This window comes from Pseudomonas sp. HMSC066A08 (assembly GCF_001813025.1).
Lineage (GTDB): Bacteria > Pseudomonadota > Gammaproteobacteria > Pseudomonadales > Pseudomonadaceae > Pseudomonas > Pseudomonas aeruginosa.
The window spans coordinates 285,856-301,938 of record NZ_KV811371.1 but is presented as its reverse complement, the minus strand read 5'-3'; the positions used below and the strand labels follow the sequence as shown (position 1 = coordinate 301,938).

Genomic DNA, 16,083 nt, shown 5'->3' with positions numbered 1-16,083 from the left:
AAAGGCGGCTCAGTAGCCGCGAGCGAAGTCCACCTCGCCGCGCATGGCGGTGCCTGCCCAGAAGCGCGCGAGGTTGTCGCGGAACAGTTCGACCATCGCCCCCGGCAGGGTAGGCGCGGCGGTGTGCCCGGTCAGCAAGAGGCGCGGGGTATGCCAGAACAGGTGATTGGCCGGCAGCGGCTCTTCGCGGCAGACGTCGATCACCGCGCCGGCCAGTTGGTTGTTCTCCAGCGCCGCCACCAGGTCGGCGTCCACCACCGCGACGCCACGCCCGGCATTGATGAACAGCGCCGTGGGCTTGAGCCGGGCGAACAGCGCACGGTCGTAGATGTCGTGGGTATCGGGGGTGTCGGGCAGCAGGTTGATCAGGTAGTCGGCCGTCTCCACCAGGCGACCGAGGTCGTCGAGCGACCCCATGCGGTTGAACGGCACCAGCGAACGCGGATTCTTCGCCACCCCGGTCAGGTCCATGCCGAAGCCGGACAGGGTATGCGCCACCGCCTGGCCGATCTCCCCGGTGCCCACGATCACCACCTGCCGGCCACGCAACCCGCCAGGCGTGCGGCTATCCCATTGCGAACCGACCTGGCTGGCCAGGCGACCGAGGAACTGGCGCTCGTGGGCGAGCATGTAGGTCAGCAGGTATTCGCTCATCACCTGGCCGAAGATGCCTACCGCGCGTGTCAGGCTGTAGTCCTTCGGCAGGTCGGCGGCCAGCAGCGGCGTAATGCCCGCCCAGGTCGACTGCACCCAGACCGGATGCACGCCCTGGCGCAGCATCTGCGCCACCAGGTCGGGCTGGCCTAGCCAGATCGAGCACTCGCTGGCGGCGTCGATGAGTTGCAGGGGGTCGTCCCCCGCCACCACCTTCAGGCTGGGGTCGGCCGCCATCAGCAGCGCGGCATAGAGAGCGTGGTCACGTTCGAGAATCAGCAAGCGCATGGGTCACACTGCCAAGCCGGACAAGGGCTGGCGATCAGGCCGGAGAATATTGTTCTTTCATGCATCACGGCTCCTGGAGGGAAGCCCTCGAGAGCAGCAGGTTTGGCGCTGGTAGACCACGGTCGCTGCCAGGGGTTCCGCTATCGTGCGACATCTTGCGGACATCATGCACCGAAGGCACAGCCTTGCACAGAGCGGGTTTCACGTCGTGAAAGTGGCGCCGGGAAGCCGGCGCCAGCGGGGTACGGCTCGCGTCAGAGCGGGTCGTTCATGCGCAGCAACTCTTCCGGGAGATGCTCGATGTACTCTTCTTCGCCCGGCGGCATCTGCAGGTGGAAGCCCTGCTTCTCGATGTTCTCCAGGACCTTGGCGACATCCTCGCGGGCCAGTTGGCGCTCGGGGGTGAGCAGCAGGTCGAAGACATGTTGCGGCGCGCCGAACGGCACCAGCAGGGCCTCGGGCACGCGGCTCAACGCCTCGCGCTTGTCGACGTAGAGGTACATCTCGTTCTTGCGCGGGCTCTTGTAGACGGAACAGATTCGTTTCATGCGCTCTCCAGGGCATCCAGCAGGGCCTGGCCCATGCGTTCGCGGCGCCAGCCGCGGAGGGAATCGGGCAGTTCGTAGGGACCGTCGGGATAGCCGCTCTTGAGCAATGCTTCGAGGATCTTCTTGCGCAGCATCAGTTCGGGCGCCATGCCCAGGGTCTCCGCTTCGCGCTGGCCGATGGCGCGCAGGCTCTTGAGCAGCGGAGTGACCTCCGGCGGCAGCGGCTCGGGCAGCGCCTCGGGCCATTCGCTCTGCGGCAGGCGCGAAGCCTGGGCGATCAGTTCGATGAGGAAGTCGCCGTCCTGGCGCACGGTGCGCGGATGCATGTCTTCGATCGCCGCCAGGTCGGTCTTGTTCTTCGGCAACAGGCGCGCCAGCGGCCACAGGGTACGTTCGCGCAGCACGTGGTTGCGCGGCCGGTTGCGCAGGCGTGCCTGCTCCTCGCGCCAGGCGCAGAGTTCGCGGAGCACCGCCAGTTGCTGCGGACGCAGCCGCCAACCCAGCTTGACCTCGCGGTAGGCCTCGCGCGGATCGCTCTCGCGGCAGAGGTTGGCGACCAGTTCGGCGCCGTCCTCCAGCAGCCAGGCGCGTTTCTCCTCGCTCAGCCGCGAATCCAGGGCCAGGTAGACCTGGGCGAGGTGCTGGACGTCGTCGGCAGCGTAGCGCATCTGCATCTCGGTGAGCGGCCGTTGCAACCAGTCGGAACGGGTCTCGTCCTTGGGCAGGTCGATATCCAGCACCTCCTTCACCAGCTTCGAGTAGCCCATCGAATGGGCCATGCCGAGATAGGCGGCGGCCAACTGCGTATCGAACAGCGGCACCGGCAGGCTGCCGGTGAGGCGCAGGAACACCTCGAGGTCTTCGCTGCAGGCATGCAGCACCTTCACCACCCGCTCGTCTTCGAGCAGCTCGGCGAACGGGCTCCAGTCCTGGATCAGCAGCGGATCGATCAGCCACTCCTGCCGGCCATCGCCCACCTGCACCAGACCGGCCGCGGGATAGAAGGTATCGACGCGCATGAACTCGGTATCGAGCGCGAGGTACGGCTGTGTGCGCCATTCCCGGCATTGCTGCGCCAGGCTGGCATCATCGCGGATCCACTGGATTTCGGGCGCGGTCACGAACATCTCCTTGGTCAAGTGCGGCGCATTATATAGAGGCTGGCGCCATGCGAGCATTCCGCTCGGCACCGCGCTTGCCGATGAACGTAGCGAATGTCCATACTCCGCCCTTTGTCCGACAATCCGAACAAGGGAACTGCATGAAGAAGCTCAGCGGAATAATCGTCCTCCTGCTGGCTGGCGCGGCTCTTTACCTGGCCCTGAAGACCAGCCCGATCGACCCGCTCGCCTGGGATGCCCCGGCCGCTCCGCAGATGACCGGGGTCCTCGAACCCAACGACACCCTGATGAAGGCCGAGCTGCTTGGCCAGGGCCAGTTGCACGGCCCCGAGGACACCGCCGTGGACAGCCAGGGTCGCGTCTATGCCGGTCTCGCCGACGGCCGCGTGGTACGCCTGGACGCCAGCGGCAAGGTCGAGACCTTCGTCGACACCGGCGGCCGGCCGCTGGGCATGGACTTCGATGCCGCCGGCAACCTGATTCTCGCCGACGCCTGGAAAGGCCTGCTGCGCATCGATCCGCAGGGCAAGGTGGAAACCCTCGCCACCGAGGCCGACGGTATCCCCTTCGCCTTCACCGACGACCTCGACATCGCCAGCGACGGCCGCATCTACTTCAGCGACGCCTCCAGCAAGTTCCACCAGCCCGACTACATCCTCGACCTGCTCGAGGCCCGACCGCACGGCCGCCTGCTGCGCTACGACCCGTCCACCGGCAAGACCGAGGTGCTGCTCAAGGACCTGTACTTCGCCAATGGCGTGGCACTCTCGGCAAACGAGGACTTCGTACTGGTCAACGAGACCTACCGCTATCGCATCACCCGCTACTGGCTGAAAGGCGAGAAGGCCGGCCAGCACGAGGTGTTCATCGACAACCTGCCGGGCTTGCCGGACAACCTCCAGGGCGACCGCAAGGGAACCTTCTGGGTGGCCCTGCCGACCCCGCGCAAGGCCGACGCCGACTTCCTCCACCGGCATCCCTGGCTGAAGGCGCAGTTGGCCAAGCTGCCGCGCATGTTCCTGCCCAAGCCCACTGCCTACGGGCTGGTCATCGCCATCGACGAACAGGGCAGGATCGTCCGTAGCCTGCACGACACCAGCGGCCACCACCTGCGCATGATCACTTCGGCGAAGCCGGTGGGCGACCAGCTCTACTTCGGCAGCCTGGAAAACGACCGGATCGGCCGCCTGGCGATCCCCTGAAACAGCCGAGGCGAAAAAAAAGCCCGGCGCAAGTGCCGGGCCAAGCCAATCGGACAAGCATCCCGAGGGATAGAACACAGGAGCGGGTATCTCGGAACGAGCCGATTCTGCATGTCTGGACAAAGCCCCCGCTGCCAGGCGAGGCTGATGACCGAGTAGGAATCTTCCTCGCCTGGAGCCAGCCCTTTCCTTTCGCCATTTCTCCGCCTCGCCGCGCGACGCCGGGATGACGCGACGCGGTCCAAAGGGCATGATCCACCCATTCGCCACCGGCTTTGCTTCCCGACCCAAGGAGTCCGCGATGTCGTCCGCCCAACTGCTGACCGCGCAACAACTGGCCGCCCGCCTCAGCGAACCCGACCTGCTGGTCCTCGACTGCCGTTTCGCCCTCGAAGACCCGTCCTACGGTGCCCGCGTCTATCAGGAGAACCACATTCCCGGCGCGCATTTCGCCGACCTCGAACGGGATCTTTCCGGTCACGTGCGCAAGGGCGTGACCGGTCGCCATCCGCTGCCGGATCCCGCCGAGCTAGCGCTCAAGCTACAAGCCTGGGGCCTGCGCCAGGACAGCCAGGTGGTGCTCTACGACGATGGCCCCGGTGCATTCGCCGCCCGCGCCTGGTGGCTGTTGCATTGGCTGGGCAAGCGCGACGGGGTCTACCTCCTCGACGGCGGCCTGGCAGCCTGGAAGGCCGCGGGGCTGGCACTGACCAATGGCGAAAGCAGCGTTCGACCCGGCGATTTCCAGGGCCAGCCCGATGCCTCGCTGCTGATCGACGCCGCCACCCTCCAGGCCCAACTGGGCCACCCCGGACTGGCGCTGCTCGACGCTCGCGCGCAGCCGCGCTTCCGTGGCGAAGTCGAGCCCATAGATCCGGTCGCCGGGCACATTCCCGGCGCCCAGTGCGCCGCCTTCACCGACAACCTTGGCAGCGACGGCCGCTTCCTTCCGCCGGAACAATTGCACCAGCGGTTCTCCGCCCTGCTGCGCGGTCGCCCGGTGGACGAACTGGTCGCCTACTGCGGCTCCGGCGTCACTGCCTGCCACAACCTGTTCGCCCTGAGCCTCGCCGGCTTCCCGCTTCCGCGCCTCTACGCCGGCTCGTGGAGCGAGTGGATCACCGACCCGCGCCGCCCGGTCGCCACCGGCGACTGACGCCATACGCTCAGACGCGGCTTACGCCGCGTCGGGCAGCTTCCTGAAGTAGTCGAGCAACTCCTTCTGCAACGCCTCGTTGCGGAACAGCCCGAAATGCCCGACCGCACCCTCGGCCCGTCCCTTGCGACGCAACTCCAGGTGCGCCGCGGCATAGACCTGGTGAAGCTTTTCCGCCGCAGCCCAGGGCACGTAGTCGTCGTCCTCGAACAGGAAGCTGGCGACGGGGATGTCCAGCGCCTCGTAACCCTGCCGCTGCAATCCGAAGCACGGTGCCAGGAGGTAGTCCGGCTGCCGCACCCAGCGCGCCCAGTCGCGCATGAAATGACTCGGCATATCCAGGCTGCCGAGGCCGAAGAAACGACTGGGAAAGCGTCGGAGCAGTCCGGTCAGTACCGGCACCGCCACGCAGAACAGGCCGAACATCTGCCAGCGTTGCCTGCCTCGCCAGCGCCTCCAGTACGGAAACGAACCGGCGACGAACGCGGCGCCGCTCAATCCGCTGGCCTGACCAGCCAGACCGAGCAACTGCGCGCCGATGCTGTGGCCGACGAAATAGCGCGGTAGCTCCGGCGCGCGCGCTCGGCACCAGGCCAGCGCCGCATCGATGTCCTCGCGCCCCCAGTCGGCCAGGCGATAGCTAGCCACGGCAGGGTCGGCGCCTTCGCTGCCGCGGTAGCTGAACAACAGCACCTCGTAGCCGGAAGCCGCGGCCAGGACGGCGAAGCGCTGGTAGAAGGCGCGCCTGACGCCGAGCGCGCAGGCCACCACGATGCTCCCCTGCGCATCGCCGGCGACCGGGAAGTGGTCGCCGGCCAGGCGCACGCCGTCACGGCAGGCGATCTCCACTGCGGTACTCATTCGCTCTCTCCTTTTCCGTGCGGGTTCGACCAGCCGGGACGGACGCAATGCCCGACGGATCGCCAGGCGTGCTAGCATGAACATACCGACGGTATGTAAGAAGGCAACAGTATGAATGTCAAGAGCAGGCAGCAGGAAAATGCCGAGGCGACCCGCGAGGCGCTGCTGGAAAGCGCCCTCTCCGCCTTCATCGAACATGGCTATGGCGGCGTCTCCATCGACGCCATCGCCCGCGAGGCGCGCGTGACCAAGGGCGCGTTCTACCACCACTTCGGCAGCAAGCAGGAACTGCTCGCCGAATGCTACGAACGCCAGGTGCGGACGATCGCCGAGGACCTGGACAGGGTGCCGGGGCATGTCGACAAGTGGGCGGAGGCCGCCGCGCTGGCCGAGGCCTTCATCGACAGCGTGATGGCGCGCGGCAAGCGGCAACTGTCGCTGCAGGAGGTGATCACGGTCGTCGGCTGGGAGCGATGGAAACGCATCGACTCGCGCCATACGCTGCGCTACGTCGGGCGCCTGGTGGACGAACTGGCGGCCAGTGGCGAACTCAAGGACTACCGCCGGGAAACCCTGGTCGGCCAGCTCTACGGCTTCCTTACCCAGGCCGCGATGAGTCTTCGCGATGCACGCAACAAGCGGCAAGCGGCCAATGAAGTGAAAGCCATCATCCGCGACTTCCTCTACAGCCTGCGCAGGGGTTGAGAATTCCGCCCAACACAAGCGAAGCAAGGACGCGCCGGTTTAATTTCCGGCAGGCATATCAGCTGTTCTCTAAAGCTGGAAACAATTTAAAAACAGTCCTTTACAGCCTATTTGTTTCACTACACTTCAAATCAAGCGGCTAAGTCCGCTATCGGCGGGGCCATCGGAATAGAAGCTGCCAAACTGCCCGGCCCCGCCGATCCACCTTGCGCGAGGCCGTCATGGGTATTTCCGCCAACGATCTTTGCCAGCACGTGATACGTCCGACCCTGGACTACCTGTCCTGCCACAGCTCCGCCGCCGAAGCGCTGCTGCTGGGCGCGGCGGCCTGCCAGTCGGCGCTGGGGAGCGCCCTCGACGACCGCCGTGGCCACGGCCTGTACCGGATCGCCAGCGAACGCCACCAGCAGCTCTGGGACCAGTACCTGGCGCTGGACCCGGAGCGCGCCAGCCGGGTCCGCGGCCTGGCCAGCCAGCATGCCTTCCTCGCCGCGCCGCACCTGGAACTGACGGTGAACCTGCGCTACAGCACGGCCATCGCCTGGTCGCTGGTGGAAGCCGCGCGACTGCCGCTGCCCGACCAGCACGACCACCTCGCCCAGGCTCGCGTGTGGCGCCAGGTATTCCAGCCGCACGGCCGCCTGCACGAGTTCATCGACGCCTGGCAACGTTGCATCGGCAGCCTCAGCCAGGTCGCCTGACGGCGAATGGAAAAATCCCGCGTCCGAAACAGACCAGCCGGTCAGAAAATTTTTTACATACAGACACGAACGGTTGCGCTACCTTCGCTTCACTGGCACCGGAGCCAACCGCTCTGTTCCGCACCCTGCGGAACTTCGGAACACTGGCGCCGGTCTGGGAATCTTGGTAGTTTGCGCGCCGTTATACACAGGAGTTGCTCCAACAATGAAAACAATATGGTTTAAAACCTCTCTCGCACTGACCATTAGCGCTGTCTCGACCTACACCCTCGCCAACGGCATCGCCATCAACGAACAGAGCGCCAGCGGCGCCGGCACCGCCTACGCCGGCCGCGCCTCGTCCGCGCTCGATGCCAGCACCATCTACGGCAACCCGGCCGGCCTGTCCAAGCTGAAACGCACCGAAGTCAGCGGCGGTCTGGCCATCGTCAAGGCCAAGGACGACATCAGCCAGGCCCACAGCACCGCCCAGGGCAGCAACAAGGGCGACTCGGTACCGCTGGCCGCCGTACCGTTCGGCTACTTCTCCACGCCGATCAACGAAGATTTCACTTTCGGCCTGGGCATCTACGTGCCCTACGGCATCATCAACGATTACGAAAACGGCTTCATGGGCAGCTCCCACGGCTCCTATAGCAAGGTGCAGGTGATCACCGTGCAGCCGACCATCGCCTGGAAGATCAACGACAAGGTTTCCGTCGGCTTCGGTCCAACCTTCAACCGCATCGACGGCCAGTTGAAGAACACCCTGGCCACCAATGGCCTGCTCGGCAGCAACGGCGATACCAAGATCAACATCAAGGGCGACGACACCGCCATCGGCTACAACGTCGGCGTGATGGTCGACCTGACCGACGACACCACCTGGGGCCTGACCTACCACTCCAAGGTCAAGTACCACCTGGGCGGCAACACCGAAGTGAAGAACGCTCCGGGTGCCCTGGGCCTGAACGGCAAGTACGACGCCAAGCTGGACATCACCCTGCCGGAATCGGTGGATACCTCCATCACCCACAAGTTCGACGACAAGTGGACGGGCTACCTGGGCGCCGTCTGGACCCGCTGGAGCCGCCTGGAGAAGATCGAGGTGCGCAACAGCGGCGTACCGGCGCTCGGCCAGGCCCTGGGCTTCAACACCATCGGCGAAGACCTGAACTGGCGCGACACCTGGTCCTTCTCGGTAGGTACCTCCTACCAGGCCACCCCGGAGTGGGTGCTGCGTACCGGCTTTGCCTACGAGCCCTCGCCGACCTCCAACGAGGACCGCAACGTGCGCATCCCGGTGGGCGACCGCAAGGTCTTCACCGTCGGTGCCGGCTGGTCGCCGAACCAGGACCTGACCGTCGACGTGGCCTACGCCTACCTGTGGGAAACCACCGCCGGCGTCAACCAGGAAGGCAGCGCCCTGCAGCCGGCCTACAGCGCCAAGTACGACAACAGCGCGCATGGCCTGACCGCCCAGGTCACCTATCGTTTCTGATCGCACGCGCCAACGAAGAAGCCGGGCATTGCCCGGCTTTTTCATGCCTGGCCGTCCCTCAGGGCTGGCTGGCGATGGCCTTCTCGATGGCGGCCTGGAGCTGCGGATCGTCCGGGGTGGTCTTGCTGGAGAACTGCGCGACCACCCTGCCCTGGCGATCCACCACGTACTTGTAGAAATTCCAGCGCGGCGCCTGGCCGCTCTGCTCGGCCAACTGGCGGAACAGCGGGATCGCCTCGTCGCCGCGCACATGCTGCGGCTGGGTCATGGCGAAGGTCACGCCGTAGTTGCCATAGCAGATCTTCGCGGTCTCGGCGGTATCGGCGGCTTCCTGCTTGAAGTCGTCGGAAGGTACCCCGAGCACTTCCAGACCCTGCCCCTTGTAGCGCTGGTAGAGCGCCTCGAGCCCCTTGAACTGCGGGGTGAAGCCACAGTGGCTGGCAGTGTTGACCACCACCAGCGGCTTGCCGGCGTAACGCTGGCAAAGATCGATGTTTTCCTTGGAACGCAGCTTGGTCAACTGGCCCTGCAACAGTTCCGGGCAATCGGCGGCCCAGCCGCTCAGCGGCAGCCCGGCGAGCGCCAGGGCGGACAACAGCACGCGAGGTTTCATGGAATGGCTCCTTGGCGACGAATGTCCCAGCTTACCCTTCCCCGCGCCTATCGCCACCTATCAGCATGCGCCCATGCCCAGTTCCAGCAGCGCCATTCCGCCACGCTGCCAGCCCCACCAGGCAAGTCCCAGCAGCGTCCCGGCGGCGAGCAGCCAGGCCAGCTTCACGCCGCGCCTCCGGCCGCCTGCAGGCGCGCCACCGGGCGCTCGCGCACCGGCCAGTTGAGCAGCGCCGCGAGCAGGCTGAGCAGGATCGACAACTGCCAGACCAGGTCGTAGCTGCCGGTGCGGTCGTAGACCACCCCGCCCAACCAGCCGCCGAGGAAGGCGCCCAACTGGTGGAAGAGGAACACGATGCCGCCGAGCATCGACAGGTTGCGCACGCCGAACAGGGTCGCCACGGTGCCGTTGGTCAGGGGCACCGTGGACAGCCACAGCAGCCCCATGGCCACGCCGAAGGCGTAGGCGCTGTAGACGCTCAGCGGCAGCCAGAGGAACAGCACGATCACTACCCCGCGCACCAGGTACAGCGCGGTCAGCAGGCGCGGCTTCGACCAGCGCCCTCCGAGCCAGCCGGCGATGTAGGTGCCGAACACGTTGAACAGCCCGACCAGCGCCAGCACCGTGGTGCCGACCTGCGCCGGCAGGTGCTGGTCGACCAGGTAGGCCGGCAGGTGCACGCCGATGAACACCACCTGGAAGCCGCAGACGAAGAAGCCCAGCGCCAGCAGCCAGAACCCGGAATGCGCGCAGGCCTCGCGCAGCGCTTCGCCGAGGCTCTGTTCGTGGCCCTGCGGCGGCAACGGGCGATCCTTCATCAGCCCGGCCAGCGGCACGATCAGCGCCACCAGCAGGCCCAGGGCGAGCAGGGCCGAGGACCAGCCCAGCCAGCCGATCAGGCCGAGGGTACCGGGCAGCATGGCGAACTGGCCGAAGGAGCCGGCAGCGCTGGAGATACCCATCGCCATGCTGCGCTGCTCCGCCGGCACGGCGCGGCCGACGGCGCCGAGGATCACCGAGAACGAGGTACCGGAAAGGCCCAGCCCGATCAGCAATCCGGCGCTCAGCGACAATCCGCCGGCCGACTGCGCGAGTCCCATCAGGACCAGGCCGAGGGCGTACAGCAGGCCCCCCACCAGCACCGCCCGCGCCGCGCCATGGCGGTCGGCGAGCGCCCCGGTGAACGGCTGGGCCAGGCCCCAGACCAGATTCTGCAAGGCGATGGCGAAGGCGAAGACTTCGCGGCCCCAGCCGAAGTCGGCGCTCATCGGCGCGAGGAACAGGCCGAAGCCATGTCGCACGCCGAGGGACAGGGCGAGGATCAGGGCTCCGGACAGCAGGATCCAGAAGGCGGCACGCGGCATGGGTCGCTCCATCTACGGGTATATACCCGCTTTATCGTGAACGAAGCGCCTCGGCGAGAGGCTTCGTCGGTTGTCAGTCCAATCGCTCCAGCTCCACCAGCAACGCCGCCAAGGCGCCGCTGCGTTCCTCGCCAAGACGCCCGGCGAGACGCCGCTGCGCGTCTTCCCAGGCCGGCGTTCCGCGTTCCAGGGCATCCAGCCCGGCGGGCGTCAGCTCGACCAGGCGGTTGCGCTGGTCCTCGCCGCCGGTCAGGCGCAGCAGGCCGTCGCCTTCCAGCACCCGCAGGTTGCGACCGAGGGTGCTGCGGTCGAGTCCCATGGCTTCGGCGAGTTCGGAAATGCTCGGCCGGTCCAGGCGCCGCAGGTGCCGCAGCAGGGAAAACTGCGCCACCTTGAGGCCGGTATCGGCCAGCGCCTCGTCGTAGAAGCGGGAAACGCTGCGGGCGGCGCGACGCAGTTTGGTACAGAGGCATTGGGTCGGTAGCATGGATGCGTGTATATACCCGCACCTCTCGACGGTCAAGCGGATTGTCCGAACTGCCAACGCCGTCTGTTGCCCCTGCCAAGGCCGGACGCCGGGCGCTGGCCTATAACTCGCGCTGTCAGCGGCGACCGGGAGCACCCGGCGCCCTCCATCCATCGCCGAGGTAGCCATGCCCGTTTACAAAGCCCCGCTGCGCGACACGCGCTTCCTGCTCAACGAAGTCTTCGATTTCCCCGAGCATTACCGCAACCTGGTCAACGGCGCCGAAGCCACGCCGGACATGGTCGATGCGATCCTCGGCGAATGCGCGAAGCTCTGCGAGGAAGTGATCGCCCCGCTCTACCACAGCGGCGACGAGGAAGGCTGCCACCTGGAGAACGGCGAAGTACGGACGCCGAAGGGCTACAAGGAAGCCTACGAAGCCTACGTCGCCGGCGGCTGGCAGGGCCTCTCGCACCCGGTGGAGTACGGCGGCCAGGGCCTGCCGATGAGCCTCGGCGCGCTCAAGCAGGAGATGATGGGCACCGCCAACTGGCCGTTCTCCATGTATCCCGGCCTCTCCCTCGGCGCGATGAACACCCTGATGCAGCACGGCACCGAGGAACAGAAGCGGACCTACCTGGTTCCGCTCACCGAGGGCCGCTGGGGCGGCACCATGTGCCTCACCGAGCCGCAGTGCGGCACCGATCTCGGCCAGGTGAAGACCCGCGCCGAGGCCAACCCCGACGGTAGCTACGCCATCAGCGGGACGAAGATCTTCATCTCTTCCGGCGAACACGACCTGACCGAGAACATCGTGCACATCGTCCTCGCCCGCCTGCCGGACGCACCGAAGGGCACCCGCGGCATTTCCCTGTTCATCGTGCCCAAGTTCCTTCCCTGCGAAGGCGGCGCGCTCGGCCCGCGCAACGGCGTGAGTTGCGGCGCGCTGGAGAAGAAGATGGGGATCAAGGCCTCGGCCACCTGCGTGATGAACTTCGACGGCGCCACCGGCTTCCTCATCGGACCGCCGAACAAGGGCCTGGAATGCATGTTCACCTTCATGAACAGCGCCCGCATCGGCACCGCCATCCAGGGCGTGGCCACCGCCGAGCTGGCCTACCAGGGCGCCCTCGCCTATGCCCGCGAACGCCGCTCCATGCGCGCGCTCTCCGGAACCAAGGAACCCGACCAGGTCGCCGACAGCCTGATGCACCACGGTGACGTGCGGCGCATGTTGCTGATCCAGAAAGCCATCGCCGAAGGCGGCCGGGCGCTGGTCTACCTGGCCACCCAGTACGCCGACCGGATGATCCAGGGCATCCTCAGCAACGACGACGCCGAGTACGAACGCTGGGACGACAAGCTCGGCTTCCTCACGCCGATCCTCAAGGGCTGCCTGACCGAACTCGGCCTGGAAAGCGCCAACCTCGGCATGCAGGTGTTCGGCGGCCACGGCTATATCCGCGAACACGGCATGGAGCAGATCGTCCGCGACGCGCGGATCGCCACCCTCTACGAAGGCACCACCGGCATCCAGGCCCTCGACCTGCTCGGCCGCAAGGTCCTGCTGATGACCCAGGGCAAGGCCGTGCGCGACTTCACCAGGGGCGTGGCCCGGTTCGCCGTCGACCTGCTGAAGAACGAGCCGCGCATGCGCGGCCGCGCCCTGGTGCTGCTCAAGCTCTGCGCCCAATGGAACCTGCTGACCCTGCGCATTGCCCTCACCGCGCGCAAGCAACGCGATCTGGTGAGCACCGCCAGCCACGACTACCTGATGTTCTCCGGCTACGCCACGCTGGCCTATTCCTGGGCCCTCCAGGAAGCCGCTGCGCGCCGGCGGCTGCGCCAGGGCGGCAGCGAGTCGGCGGACTTCTACAAGGCCAAGATCGCCACCAGCGAGTTCTACTTCGCCCGCCTGCTTCCGCGCGCCAAGGGCCACGCGGCGGCAATGGCGAAGCCGACCGGTTCGATCATGGACCTGAAGAGCGAGCACTTCGCCTTCGACTGAGGCGACCACCCGCCGCGCGCCAGCGGAGCCTCAGCCTCCGCTGGCGCCGGCCGGGGTCAGCAACAACGCACGAACGTCGTCGAGCATCGAGTCCCACTCCTCCTGGCCAATGTCCATCAGGCGGAAGTAGCGCAACATGAAAGCGCCCTCCACCGCCAGGAACGCCAGGCGCGCACGGCGCCCCTCGGGTGCGGACAGGTCCAGGCCCTCCAGCCGGCTGCGATACCACTGGTTGCTGCCCTCCAGGTGCTCGGGCGTCTGGATCAGCGCCGCCATCAGCGCCGCCGCCTTGCTGCTGGACAGCTCGTCCGAACGCTGGGTCGCCTCGGCATGTGCGCGAACCCGCGTCAGCGGCGTCGGCTGGCTCCCCGCCACCGCCTCGAACAGGCTGTCGTAGGCCTTGCCCCAGCGCTCGAAGATCGCGTCGATCAGCGCATCCTTGGTACCGAAGCAATACTGCACACCGCCCTTGGTGATGCCCATTTCCTTCGCCACCGCATCGATGGTCAGGCCGGCAGCGCCTTCGCGGGCGATCACCGCCTCGGCGGCATCGAGCAACTGGTCACGGTCGATCGTTCGTCGGCGTCCCATGGCTACCTCTTGAGTTTAAATCCATACGTATGTATTTATATTTTCATGCGCCCGCCCATGGCACGCAATTCCCGTTATCCACGGCGAGCGATGAACCGTTCGCCACAGAGGTTATCCCATGTTCCGGCAGAACCGCTGGCTGGTCCTGGCCATCGTCTCCAGCGCCCTGTTCCTCATCATCATCGACATGACCGTGCTCTACACGGCCCTGCCGCGCCTGACCCACGACCTCGGCGCGACGGCCGCGGAGAAACTCTGGATCGTCAACGCCTATCCGCTGGTGGTCGCCGGCCTGCTGCCCGGCGCCGGCTTGCTCAGCGACCGCCTTGGCCACAAGCGGCTGTTCCTCGCCGGCCTGCCGCTGTTCGGCCTGGCCTCGCTGTGCGCCGCCTTCGCTCCCAGCGCCGCGGCGCTGATCGCCGCCCGCGCCGGGTTGGCGGTGGGCGCGGCACTGATGATGCCGGCGACCCTGTCGATCGTCCGCCATGTCTTCCAGGACGAACGCGAACGCGCCCTGGCCATCGGCATCTGGGCCTCCGTCGCCTCTGCCGGCGCGGCGCTGGGGCCGGTGGTCGGCGGCGTGCTGCTGGAGTTCTTCTGGTGGGGCTCGGTGTTCCTCATCAACGTCCCGGTGGTGGTCGTCGCCTTGTTGCTGGCGCTGCCGGCCATCCCGGCCTGCGGCGGCCAGTCGCGGCGCCCATGGGACGCCCTCGGCTCGCTGCAGGTGATGGTCGGCCTGGTCGGGGTGGTGTATGCGATCAAGGAACTCAGCACACGCGCCCCGGAGTTCGGGCTGGCCGTCCTGGCCGCGCTCGGCGGCATGCTCTGCCTGTACCTGTTCGTCCGCCGCCAGCGCCGCGCCCGCGAACCGATGATCGACTTCGCGCTGTTCCGCAACCGGCGCTTCGCCCGCGGCGTCGCGGTGGCCCTGGTGGCGACCATGGCGCTGGTCGGCATGGAGCTGGTGTTCAGCCAGCACCTGCAACTGGTGCAGGGCCTGACGCCGCTGAAGGCCGGCCTGTTCGTCCTGCCGATCCCGCTGGCCTCGCTGGTGGTCGGGCCGCTGGCCGGTTGGCTGGTGCCGCGCTGGGGCGAGAACCGGGTGATGTGCGCCTCCCTGCTGCTCGGCAGCGCCGGATTGCTCGGCCTGGCCCTGTCCTACCAGTCCGCCACCGGAGCGCAACTGGCCAGCCTGGTGCTGCTCGGCGTCGGCTTCGGCGGCGCGATGACCGCCGCCTCCACCGCGGTGATGCTCAACGTGGACGAACAGAGTTCCGGAATGGCGGCCGCCATCGAGGACGTATCCTACGAACTGGGCGGGGTGATCGGCGTGACCCTGCTCGGCAGCCTGATGAGTTTCGTCTACGGGATGTCGCTGAGGCTGCCCTCGGCCGAGCTGCCGGCGCGGGTCCGCGACAGCCTCGACGACGCCCTGTCGGTCGCCGAGGGCCTGGCGCCGGAGATCGCATCGCGGCTCGTCGAGCTTGCCCGGCAGGCTTTCGACCAGGCCTTCGTCGCCGTGCTGCTGGCCGCCGCCGCGCTGCTCTTCCTCAGCGCCATGGCGGTCCTGCGCCAGCCGCGTCCGGCTACAGAGCCAGCGCCACCAGCACCGCACACTCGGTAAGTTCGACCAGCGCGCCGGCGGTGTCCCCGGTGGTGCCGCCGAGGCGCGCGAGGAAACGGCTGCGCAGCCAGGCGAAGAGCATCAGCGTCACCAGCAACGCCAGCAGGCCGGCCAGGCCGAACGCCAGGGCCAGGCCGAAACTCACCCCCAGCACCCACGGCAGGCTGCGCGCCGGCAGGTGCTCGGCGATGGCCTGGCCGAGGCCGCCGGGGCGCGCGTAGGGCGTGGTCAGGAACAGCAGCGGCAGGCTGCTGCGCGCCAGCCACGGGGCCAGCGGCAATAGCCCGGCCTCGCCCTGGCCGAGCAGCGCCGCCAGGGCGGAGAACTTCAACAACAGGACCAGTACCAGGACCACCACCGCCACCGGGCCGCTGCGCGGGTCCTTCATGATCGCCAAGGTCCGCTCGCGGTCGCCCAGCCCGCCGATCCAGGCGTCCGCCATGTCGGCCAGGCCGTCCAGGTGCAGCGCGCCGCTCAGCGCCACCCACAGGCTCAGCAGCAAGGCTGCCTGCAACAGCGGCGGCGTACCGTCGAGCGACCGCGCCGCGGCGTACAGCACGACGCCGATCAGCACCCCGACCAGTGGATAGCAGAGCACCGCGCGGCCGAACTGTTCCGGCGTCGGCATCGCCGACAGGCGCACCGGCAGGCGGGTGAGGAACTGCAAGGCGACCAGCAGTGAGCGCAAGGCTTCGCGCATG

At 67.3% G+C, this 16,083-nt stretch carries 16 protein-coding genes; 7 read left to right on the top strand and 9 right to left on the bottom strand.

Annotated features, from left to right (window positions below; all coding sequences use genetic code 11):
* Positions 1-9: 9 nt before the first annotated feature.
* The 3 genes from HMPREF2886_RS29920 to rnd all read right to left on the bottom strand — a co-directional run bounded on the left by HMPREF2886_RS29920 (position 10) and on the right by rnd (position 2,611).
* Complete coding sequence (locus tag HMPREF2886_RS29920; protein ID WP_003082652.1) at positions 10-942, bottom strand: D-2-hydroxyacid dehydrogenase; 933 nt, start codon at positions 940-942, stop codon at positions 10-12.
* Positions 943-1,196: 254 nt separating this feature from the next.
* The gene (locus tag HMPREF2886_RS29915) at positions 1,197-1,490 is read right to left on the bottom strand and encodes a YcgL domain-containing protein (RefSeq protein ID WP_003082651.1); all 294 of its coding nucleotides are present in this window, start codon (positions 1,488-1,490) and stop codon (positions 1,197-1,199) included.
* On the bottom strand, positions 1,487-2,611 hold the full coding sequence (gene rnd, locus HMPREF2886_RS29910) for a ribonuclease D (RefSeq protein WP_079385159.1): 1,125 nt from the start codon (positions 2,609-2,611) through the stop codon (positions 1,487-1,489). The genes HMPREF2886_RS29915 and rnd overlap by 4 nt, the downstream gene beginning before the upstream one ends.
* Positions 2,612-2,751: 140 nt before the next feature.
* Here rnd and HMPREF2886_RS29905 point away from each other — a divergent pair, with 140 nt between their 5' ends.
* Positions 2,752-3,813, top strand: a complete 1,062-nt coding sequence (locus HMPREF2886_RS29905) for an SMP-30/gluconolactonase/LRE family protein (protein ID WP_033969040.1) — start codon at positions 2,752-2,754, stop codon at positions 3,811-3,813.
* 301 nt (positions 3,814-4,114) lie between these two features.
* The gene (locus HMPREF2886_RS29900; protein WP_033969042.1) at positions 4,115-4,969 is read left to right on the top strand and encodes a sulfurtransferase; all 855 of its coding nucleotides are present in this window, start codon (positions 4,115-4,117) and stop codon (positions 4,967-4,969) included.
* A 21-nt stretch (positions 4,970-4,990) separates the two neighbouring features.
* Here the strand turns inward: HMPREF2886_RS29900 and HMPREF2886_RS29895 are convergent, their stop codons facing one another.
* Positions 4,991-5,830, bottom strand: a complete 840-nt coding sequence (locus HMPREF2886_RS29895; protein ID WP_033969044.1) for an alpha/beta hydrolase family protein — start codon at positions 5,828-5,830, stop codon at positions 4,991-4,993.
* Positions 5,831-5,941: 111 nt separating this feature from the next.
* Here HMPREF2886_RS29895 and HMPREF2886_RS29890 point away from each other — a divergent pair, with 111 nt between their 5' ends.
* The 3 genes from HMPREF2886_RS29890 (at position 5,942) to HMPREF2886_RS29880 (ending at position 8,716) form a co-directional block, all read left to right on the top strand.
* Positions 5,942-6,535 (top strand): TetR family transcriptional regulator, encoded by a 594-nt coding sequence (locus HMPREF2886_RS29890; protein ID WP_033969046.1) that lies wholly within the window; start codon positions 5,942-5,944, stop codon positions 6,533-6,535.
* A gap of 221 nt (positions 6,536-6,756) precedes the next feature.
* The gene (locus HMPREF2886_RS29885; RefSeq protein ID WP_022580879.1) at positions 6,757-7,236 is read left to right on the top strand and encodes a hypothetical protein; all 480 of its coding nucleotides are present in this window, start codon (positions 6,757-6,759) and stop codon (positions 7,234-7,236) included.
* Between the two features lie 205 nt (positions 7,237-7,441).
* On the top strand, positions 7,442-8,716 hold the full coding sequence (locus HMPREF2886_RS29880; RefSeq protein ID WP_003082638.1) for an outer membrane protein transport protein: 1,275 nt from the start codon (positions 7,442-7,444) through the stop codon (positions 8,714-8,716).
* A 58-nt stretch (positions 8,717-8,774) separates the two neighbouring features.
* Here the strand turns inward: HMPREF2886_RS29880 and HMPREF2886_RS29875 are convergent, their stop codons facing one another.
* The 3 genes from HMPREF2886_RS29875 to HMPREF2886_RS29865 form a co-directional block, all read right to left on the bottom strand.
* Complete coding sequence (locus HMPREF2886_RS29875) at positions 8,775-9,329, bottom strand: glutathione peroxidase (protein ID WP_042164797.1); 555 nt, start codon at positions 9,327-9,329, stop codon at positions 8,775-8,777.
* A 164-nt stretch (positions 9,330-9,493) separates the two neighbouring features.
* Positions 9,494-10,693: an MFS transporter gene (locus tag HMPREF2886_RS29870; RefSeq protein WP_079387293.1), complete on the bottom strand. Its 1,200-nt coding sequence runs from the start codon at positions 10,691-10,693 to the stop codon at positions 9,494-9,496.
* 73 nt (positions 10,694-10,766) lie between these two features.
* Positions 10,767-11,216: a MarR family winged helix-turn-helix transcriptional regulator gene (locus tag HMPREF2886_RS29865; protein WP_073649661.1), complete on the bottom strand. Its 450-nt coding sequence runs from the start codon at positions 11,214-11,216 to the stop codon at positions 10,767-10,769.
* A gap of 130 nt (positions 11,217-11,346) precedes the next feature.
* Between HMPREF2886_RS29865 and HMPREF2886_RS29860 the strand changes: the two genes are divergently transcribed.
* The gene (locus HMPREF2886_RS29860) at positions 11,347-13,167 is read left to right on the top strand and encodes an acyl-CoA dehydrogenase C-terminal domain-containing protein (RefSeq protein WP_070748937.1); all 1,821 of its coding nucleotides are present in this window, start codon (positions 11,347-11,349) and stop codon (positions 13,165-13,167) included.
* Between the two features lie 30 nt (positions 13,168-13,197).
* On the opposite strand, the gene HMPREF2886_RS29855 is transcribed toward HMPREF2886_RS29860, so the two are convergent.
* Positions 13,198-13,758, bottom strand: a complete 561-nt coding sequence (locus HMPREF2886_RS29855; protein WP_033969052.1) for a TetR/AcrR family transcriptional regulator — start codon at positions 13,756-13,758, stop codon at positions 13,198-13,200.
* 118 nt (positions 13,759-13,876) lie between these two features.
* Between HMPREF2886_RS29855 and HMPREF2886_RS29850 the strand changes: the two genes are divergently transcribed.
* Positions 13,877-15,382 carry an MFS transporter gene (locus HMPREF2886_RS29850; protein WP_033976771.1) on the top strand — a complete coding sequence of 502 codons (1,506 nt, stop codon included), beginning with the start codon at positions 13,877-13,879 and terminating at the stop codon, positions 15,380-15,382.
* Here the strand turns inward: HMPREF2886_RS29850 and HMPREF2886_RS29845 are convergent.
* Positions 15,345-16,082 (bottom strand): adenosylcobinamide-GDP ribazoletransferase, encoded by a 738-nt coding sequence (locus HMPREF2886_RS29845; protein WP_003082605.1) that lies wholly within the window; start codon positions 16,080-16,082, stop codon positions 15,345-15,347. The two genes, HMPREF2886_RS29850 and HMPREF2886_RS29845, sit on opposite strands and share 38 nt — an antisense overlap.
* Position 16,083 lies beyond the last annotated feature (1 nt).

Bases quoted from the DNA above. Each gene is read 5' to 3' on its own strand.
- HMPREF2886_RS29920 (WP_003082652.1), bottom strand. From the start codon at position 942: ATGCGCTTGCTGATTCTCGAACGTGACCACGCTCTCTATGCCGCGCTG.
- HMPREF2886_RS29915 (WP_003082651.1), bottom strand. From the start codon at position 1,490: ATGAAACGAATCTGTTCCGTCTACAAGAGCCCGCGCAAGAACGAGATG.
- HMPREF2886_RS29905 (WP_033969040.1), top strand. From the start codon at position 2,752: ATGAAGAAGCTCAGCGGAATAATCGTCCTCCTGCTGGCTGGCGCGGCT.
- HMPREF2886_RS29900 (WP_033969042.1), top strand. From the start codon at position 4,115: ATGTCGTCCGCCCAACTGCTGACCGCGCAACAACTGGCCGCCCGCCTC.
- HMPREF2886_RS29895 (WP_033969044.1), bottom strand. From the start codon at position 5,830: ATGAGTACCGCAGTGGAGATCGCCTGCCGTGACGGCGTGCGCCTGGCC.
- HMPREF2886_RS29890 (WP_033969046.1), top strand. From the start codon at position 5,942: ATGAATGTCAAGAGCAGGCAGCAGGAAAATGCCGAGGCGACCCGCGAG.
- HMPREF2886_RS29885 (WP_022580879.1), top strand. From the start codon at position 6,757: ATGGGTATTTCCGCCAACGATCTTTGCCAGCACGTGATACGTCCGACC.
- HMPREF2886_RS29880 (WP_003082638.1), top strand. From the start codon at position 7,442: ATGAAAACAATATGGTTTAAAACCTCTCTCGCACTGACCATTAGCGCT.
- HMPREF2886_RS29875 (WP_042164797.1), bottom strand. From the start codon at position 9,329: ATGAAACCTCGCGTGCTGTTGTCCGCCCTGGCGCTCGCCGGGCTGCCG.
- HMPREF2886_RS29870 (WP_079387293.1), bottom strand. From the start codon at position 10,693: ATGCCGCGTGCCGCCTTCTGGATCCTGCTGTCCGGAGCCCTGATCCTC.
- HMPREF2886_RS29860 (WP_070748937.1), top strand. From the start codon at position 11,347: ATGCCCGTTTACAAAGCCCCGCTGCGCGACACGCGCTTCCTGCTCAAC.
- HMPREF2886_RS29855 (WP_033969052.1), bottom strand. From the start codon at position 13,758: ATGGGACGCCGACGAACGATCGACCGTGACCAGTTGCTCGATGCCGCC.
- HMPREF2886_RS29850 (WP_033976771.1), top strand. From the start codon at position 13,877: ATGTTCCGGCAGAACCGCTGGCTGGTCCTGGCCATCGTCTCCAGCGCC.
- HMPREF2886_RS29845 (WP_003082605.1), bottom strand. From the start codon at position 16,082: ATGCGCGAAGCCTTGCGCTCACTGCTGGTCGCCTTGCAGTTCCTCACC.